This is a genomic window from Mesobacillus selenatarsenatis SF-1 (genome assembly GCF_000813125.1).
GTDB classification, from domain to species: Bacteria; Bacillota; Bacilli; order Bacillales; family Cytobacillaceae; genus Mesobacillus; species Mesobacillus selenatarsenatis.
The window spans coordinates 1-7,078 of the sequence record NZ_BASE01000022.1 but is presented as its reverse complement, the minus strand read 5'-3'; the positions used below and the strand labels follow the sequence as shown (position 1 = coordinate 7,078).

Sequence of the window (7,078 nt, the reverse complement as noted above, 5' to 3'; positions counted from 1 at the left end):
TTTGTTGTGACACGAATGGTTTCCGCGAATATCGAGAATAATTCCGCGAACTGGAAAATATCCGTGTTTTTTTCCAATTAAAAAAGTGGTGGGAATGGAGGCACTAAAACATGTACCAGGAGAATTGCCCATATTGCAATGTGAATGCAGATGAAGAGCAGGAAATCGTACTGGAGAATGAAACCTGTTATTTCATCCAGAAGGAGTCTGAGCAGCAGGTCCTGCAGGGGAGCGGGCTGATCATCCCGAAGCTTCATAAGCGGGATGTCTTTGAGTTATCGGAACAGGAGTGGAAGGATTCCCGGGATTTGCTGCTTGGTGCTAAGAAGATACTCGATCAAAAGTTTGCTCCCGATGGTTACAGTGTTGGCTGGAATACGGGAAGGGCAGGAGGGCAGTCGATTTTCCATGCCCATTTGCATGTCATTCCGCGTTTCAAGGATGAGCCTTTGACAGGTAAGGGAATAAGGTATTGGATTAAACAAAAGGAAAATAAGCGTAAATAATTCACGAAGTTGTATGTTGGGAAAATTCCCGCGAAATTATTTGAATATTTTAACAAAAATGATTCTAAAATCCCGGGAGAGCAGTCACGGGATTTTTCTATTTTACAAGAGGGTTGGGTCTATAGTGGTATAGACATCTATACTGTTATTTAGATAGTCTAAGGTTACAGCATGAAAGCCTTTTCAAAGTTTACTAGATTAAATGGAGCAATAGCTCGGAAAAGGAGGAAACATGAAGAACAAACGACTATCAATTGCCATAGCGGCAGCCGTTCTCGGTACAGGAGTGATGATTCCGGTGTCATTTGCGGAAGGCAATCAGGCACCAGGGGCTTCAATTGAACAGCGGGAGGGCAAAGGTGGCTTCAAGCAAGTCCATCCTATATTTTCATGGGACAAGCCAGGCCCTTTATCGCCAGTCCTTCATAAAGGATCGGTGCGGGGAGCAGGCATGGTACAGCAGCCGCTAGACGAGATCGATGGGCATATGGAAACGATGATTGCTGATGGCGTAATGCCAGGTGCTGTCGCATTCGTCGCCCGCCGCGGCCATATCGTGAAGCAGGAAGCCTATGGATTTGCCTACAGATATGAAGATGACCAATTCACTGAATCTAGTGAACCGATCAAGATGGAGGAGGATACGATCTTCGACCTTGCCTCTATCAGTAAAATTTTCACGACAACTGCAGCGATGATTTTGTTTGACCAGGGAAGGTTCGAGCTTGATGACAAAGTTTCTAAGCATATTCCTGAATTCGCTGCCAATGGAAAAGAAGACGTCACTATCAGGCAGCTCCTGACCCACACATCTGGTTTCACTGCATGGGTTCCCCTTTATACAAAAGGAAGCAGCCGGGAAGACAGAATGAATATTGTGTTAGAACATCCATTAAAGAATGAGCCGGGCACTACTTATACATACAGCGACCTCAACATGATCACGCTTGGTTTGTTGATCGAAAGGCTCTCAGGCCAGCGCCAGGATGAGTTTGTCAAAGAGAATATAACAGAGCCGCTAGGGATGGCAGAGACTATGTATAATCCTCCGTCATCACTGAAAAAGCGGATCGCTGCAACAGAGTACCAGCCATGGACGAACCGCGGAATCGTCTGGGGGGAAGTCCATGACGAAAACGCGTGGTCGCTGGATGGTGTTGCAGGCCATGCAGGTGTGTTCTCGACTGCAGAGGATCTTGCCAAGCTTGCGCATATGTATTTGAATGACGGCCGTTATGGCAGCAAAGTCATTTTAAAGCCAGAAACAGTGGACATGATCGTTGAAAATCAAATTCCGCAGTTCCCTGGTGATGATCATGGATTAGGCTGGGAGCTTGCCCAGGGTTGGTTCATGGATGCTTTATCTGAGGGTTCATCGCTTGGTCACACAGGTTATACCGGTACTTCGATTGTCGTGAACAGGAATAATGGCACAATCGCAATCCTGTTGACAAACAGGGTCCATCCAAGCCGAAGCACGGTTTCCACGAACGTCGCTCGGAGACAGCTGGCAAGACAGGTTGCTGATTCAATCCCGGTAGACATTCCGGATGGGTCTGCCTGGTTCTCAGGATATGGAGACAAACTCCAACGCTCGATGACAGCAGAGGTGAAACTTGCAAAGCCTGCAAAACTATCATTCGACACCTGGCATCGGATTGAAGCGGAAGCCGATTATGGTTATTTGGAAACCTCCGAAGACGGTGAAAAATGGGAACAAGCAGCTGTTTTTACAGGCAGCAGTGTCGAATGGGACAAAGCGGAGGTTGAAATACCTGCAGCGACCAAGCATATCCGTTTCCGCTACCAAACGGACAGTTATACAAATGGACGCGGCTGGTATGTCGATAATATTAAACTGGTAACTTCTGATGGTAAAAAGGTTGAGCCTGATTTTACAGGAGAGGATTGGCAGCAAAGAACTTACTAACTTTAGTAATTCTCAATAAATTGGATAAAATATACAAAATGGAGGAGATACGATGAAGAAACTCAGCAAGCTTATGCTCTATTCACTAGTGCTCGTGCTGGCTTTTTCACAAATACTGCCCGGCATTTCTTTAAAGAAGGCTAATGCCGAGGAAAAGAACCAGGTGGAAGACCTGGTGATTTACGAAAACGTTCCAGAAGCGGAAGCAGCAGTAAAAGACGGGACCATTCAATTGAAAGCACTCCATGTGTATTCAGAAGGACATTTCATGCTGGCATCTGAAAACCTTAAATGGGAATCGGCGAATAAAAATGTCGCAACAGTAGACGAAGATGGAAATGTGGAGTTCACAGGACAGAATGGACGGACGTTCATTACAGTGACAGACGGTACTTTCGAAGACCGGATCGCACTCGATTATAAAGTGAAACCATCCTCTAAAGAAGAAGGGGAAAAAGGCAAGCCTGCATCCGAAGCCGCTGTCATCAAGCAGGATGGCCAGCGCTATGATTTGATTGGCAAGGCGATCAGCAAGATGACCCTGGAGGAAAAAACAGGTCAACTGCTGATGCCGGATTTCAGGACATGGGAAGGTAAAAATGTAACGGAAATGCTGCCGGAAATAGAGCAGTTGGTGGAAAAATATCATTTAGGCGGAGTCATCCTTTTCCGTGAGAATGTAGTGACAACAGAACAGACAGCACGCTTAGTATCTGATTATCAGGCTGCGGCGGAAAAATTTGGCCTGCTGCTGACGATAGACCAGGAAGGCGGAATTGTCACAAGGCTTCAATCTGGGACAGATATGCCAGGAAATATGGCATTGGGTGCAACACGTTCACCAGAAATTGCTTATAACGTAGGCAATGCAATCGGAGAGGAACTGGCGTCATTGGGTATCAACATGAACTTTGCACCAGTGATGGACGTCAATAACAATCCGGACAACCCAGTAATCGGTGTCCGATCATTTGGTGAAGACCCACAGCTTGTTGCTGACATGGGTGTAGCTTATACAAAAGGACTCCAGGCATCAGGTGTCGCTGCGACAGCGAAACACTTCCCGGGACATGGGGACACAGCAGTTGATTCCCACCTTGGATTGCCTGAAGTTCCGCATGATAAAGAACGCTTGAAGGAAGTTGAATTGTATCCGTTCCAAAAAGGAATGGAAGCAGGTATTGATGCGATTATGACAGCACATGTCACTTTCCCTAAAATCGATGGAACAAAGGCGATTTCTCAAAAAACGGGAGAAGAAATCGCGATTCCGGCAACACTTTCATACAAGGTTCTCACAGAGCTGATGCGTGAAGAAATGGGCTATGAAGGTGTCATCACTACAGATGCGATGAACATGAAAGCCATCGCTGACCATTTCGGCCCTGTAGATGCAGCCATCCGCGCGGTAAAAGCAGGCACGGATATCGTGTTGATGCCGGTCGGTCTTGAAGAAGTAGCAACAGGTCTGCTGGAAGCAGTGAAGAATGGTGAGATTACTGAAGAACGGGTAGAAGCATCTGTTAGACGCATTTTAACCTTGAAGGTAAAAAGAGGCGTGGTCAAGGAAGAAACTCCTGTTTCAGTAGAAGACAAAATTGCGAATGCAGTGAAGATAGTCGGCTCTGCTGAGCATAAGCAAATTGAAAAAGAAGCAGCTGAGAAATCAATCACATTGGTTAAAAATGATGCAGATTTGCCTTTGAACCTTGATAGCAGCGAAAAGATCGTTGTTGTGGGCAACACTTTTATCAGCAGCCTGGGTGAGGCGATTAAAAAGCGCCATGAAAATACAACCGTCATTTCTTCTTCAACTTATAAGCTGACAGAGGAAGAGCTGGAACTAATTAAAAATGCCAGCGCGGTGGTAGTCGGCACCTATACTTACAATGTGTCAGGCCGGACCCCTTCGAGTGCTCAGATGGCAATGGTCAACCAAATCATTGAGCTGGCAGATGCTCCCGTTGTCGGTGTCGGCATCCGCAACCCATATGACATTATGGCTTACCCTGAAATCGACGCGTACCTAACCCAATACGGTTTCCGTCCAGCAAGCTTTGAAGCAGCGGCGGGAGCGATGTTTGGGGAATTCGCGCCAACAGGAAAGCTGCCTATCACGATTCCTGATTATAATGGCGGAATTCTTTATGAATTCGGTCAGGGATTAACCTACTAAAAAGTGAATAGGCGGGCTTCGTGACAGGGGCCTGCCTTTGGTTTTTAGTGGCTGAAATATTCATCGCAAAATATAGTCTTAAAATCTATTAAAAACAGGAGTGATCATGTTGAAAAAATGGCTGGCTGCATTATTGACGACCGTCCTGATTCTCTCTTCATTGACGATTGCGTTGGCAAACCATGATAGTGGACAAGGTAAGAGCCAGGACCTGAAAAAATTCAAGGTTGGTGCTGAAGCACTCCTCGAGGACCACAAGGATCTAATCAAAGGCAAGCGAGTCGGACTGATCACAAACCCTACTGGAGTCGACCAAAATCTGAACAGTGTTGTCGACCTGCTTTTCAACGATCCTGATGTAGAGTTGACGGCACTTTACGGACCCGAGCATGGCGTGCGGGGAAGCGCACAGGCTGGAGCCTATGTCGAGTACTATATCGATGAAAAAACTCAGCTTCCTGTTTACAGCCTTTACGGGAAAACGAAAAAACCAACACCAGATATGCTTGAAAATGTGGACGTCCTGTTGTTTGATATTCAGGATGTAGGTACAAGATTCTATACGTATATTTACACGATGGCTTATGCGATGGAAGCTGCAAAGGAAAACGATATCCCATTCATCGTGCTTGACCGCCCGAATCCACTTGGCGGACAAAAAGTGGAAGGGCCTGTCTTGGAAACTGAATATAAATCCTTTGTTGGAAACTATGAAATTCCTCTTCGCCACGGCATGACGGTTGGCGAACTGGCCAGGCTCTTCAATGAAGAATTCAATATTGGTGCAAACCTGACTGTCGTTGAGATGGACCGCTGGAAGCGCACAATGAATTATGATGATACGCCGCTTGAGTTTGTCATGCCTTCACCGAACATGCCAACACTGGATACAGCATTTGTCTATCCGGGAGCCGCATTGATTGAAGGAACGAATGTATCTGAAGGAAGAGGAACAACCAAGCCATTTGAGCTGATTGGTGCGCCGTTCATCAATTCCGATGACCTGTCCGCAAAATTGAACTCTTTGAATCTTCCAGGAGTAAAGTTCCGGGCTGCATCGTTCACCCCGACGTTCTCAAAGCATGCAGGCAAACTGTCACATGGAATTCAGATTCATATTACCGACCAAGATTCGTTTGAGCCGATTGTAACAGGACTTCATATTGTAAAAACGATTCACGATATGTATCCTGAGAATTTCCAATTCCGCGCTGAAGACAGCAGGGGAATTTCCTTCTTCGATCTTCTGACAGGAAACGGCTGGATCAGGGAAGAAATTGAAGCCGGAACATCCGTAGAAGACATCCAGAACATGTGGGAAGCTGAATTGAATGAGTTCAAGCAGGTGAGAGAAAAGTACCTTCTCTATTAATTAATTGATAGAAAAATGGCCGCTGCACAAGCAGTGGCCATTTTTAAGTCGTACTGTTGTTCCAATCTGTATATAATCCACTGCCGCTGCAGCCAGGACATTCGTATGGTGCCGCATAATAAACAAACTCATTCGCGGAAAAAGCGTAATATCCTCTGCCATGGCAGTCCGGGCATTTATTCTGGTCCTTCATATTAGAAAGGTGGTTTTCGTATCTTGCATTTCTCCATTGGTTTAGCGCATTAAATAATCCCATTCTTTTACACCTCCACTTCTATGCATAGTTTGGAGAAATAATTACTTTATTATGTATAGTTTATGGAGAAATTTGGTTTTTGATCCGGTACTAGCACATAACTTGTCTGAAAAGTTGACAGTCCTGTGAACAATTCCGGGCTTAAACCCTTTGTTGGATAATCTTGGACTATAATGAATCCGTACATATAAATAGGAGGGGATCCAAGATGAAAAATGAATTGACGCAATCAGTCAACAAGCAAATCGCAAACTGGACTGTACTCTACATTAAGCTTCATAACTACCACTGGTATGTGACCGGACCGGAATTCTTCACCCTGCACGCAAAATTCGAAGAGCTTTACAATGAAGCTGCCTTACATATCGATGAACTTGCAGAAAGATTGCTGGCAATGGGTGACAAACCAGTCGCAACCATGTCCGGTGCACTTGAAATCGCATCTGTAAAAGAAGCATCAGGAAATGAAAGCGCAACTGACATGGTCGCAAGCATAGTAGATGACTATTCAACAATGATTCAAGAACTAAAGAAGGGAATGGAGCTGGCAGAGGAAGTCCATGATGAAACAACAAGCGACCTGCTGCTGTCCATTCACTCTGGTTTGGAAAAGCATGTGTGGATGCTGAATTCCTTCCTGGGGAGATAATAAATGAGTGAAGCAAGACGTATGTAATCGCATACGTCTTTTTTATCTTTTTACGATAGACATTTCTAGTAAGAGTGCAGCAGCGAAATGTCTAATAACAGGAGTTTAATGGACATTTCAAGCCAGATGCCGGAGCGAAATGTCTAATAACAGGGGGTTTATGGACATTTCAAGCAAGATGCCGGAGTG

At 45.4% G+C, this 7,078-nt stretch carries 6 protein-coding genes; 5 read left to right on the top strand and 1 reads right to left on the bottom strand.

All coding sequences use genetic code 11. From position 1 onward, the window contains the following. The first annotated feature begins 110 nt into the window (after positions 1 to 110). The 4 genes from TY49_RS05215 (at position 111) to TY49_RS05200 (ending at position 5,984) form a co-directional block, all read left to right on the top strand. The gene (locus TY49_RS05215; protein ID WP_041964850.1) at positions 111 to 506 is read left to right on the top strand and encodes an HIT family protein; all 396 of its coding nucleotides are present in this window, start codon (positions 111 to 113) and stop codon (positions 504 to 506) included. Positions 507 to 738: 232 nt separating this feature from the next. Further along, a complete protein-coding gene (locus TY49_RS05210; protein WP_041964849.1) occupies positions 739 to 2,436 on the top strand; it encodes a serine hydrolase domain-containing protein in 1,698 nt (565 codons plus the stop codon). 52 nt (positions 2,437 to 2,488) lie between these two features. Continuing rightward, positions 2,489 to 4,612, top strand: a complete 2,124-nt coding sequence (locus tag TY49_RS05205) for a glycoside hydrolase family 3 protein (protein WP_052442094.1) — start codon at positions 2,489 to 2,491, stop codon at positions 4,610 to 4,612. A gap of 109 nt (positions 4,613 to 4,721) precedes the next feature. Next, on the top strand, positions 4,722 to 5,984 hold the full coding sequence (locus TY49_RS05200) for an exo-beta-N-acetylmuramidase NamZ family protein (protein ID WP_232310381.1): 1,263 nt from the start codon (positions 4,722 to 4,724) through the stop codon (positions 5,982 to 5,984). Positions 5,985 to 6,027: 43 nt separating this feature from the next. Here TY49_RS05200 and TY49_RS05195 read toward each other — a convergent pair whose 3' ends face one another. After that, positions 6,028 to 6,240, bottom strand: coding sequence for a hypothetical protein (locus TY49_RS05195; protein WP_041964847.1), 213 nt, complete (start codon positions 6,238 to 6,240; stop codon positions 6,028 to 6,030). Positions 6,241 to 6,448: 208 nt separating this feature from the next. Here TY49_RS05195 and TY49_RS05190 point away from each other — a divergent pair, with 208 nt between their 5' ends. Further along, on the top strand, positions 6,449 to 6,889 hold the full coding sequence (locus tag TY49_RS05190; protein WP_041964846.1) for a Dps family protein: 441 nt from the start codon (positions 6,449 to 6,451) through the stop codon (positions 6,887 to 6,889). Positions 6,890 to 7,078 lie beyond the last annotated feature (189 nt).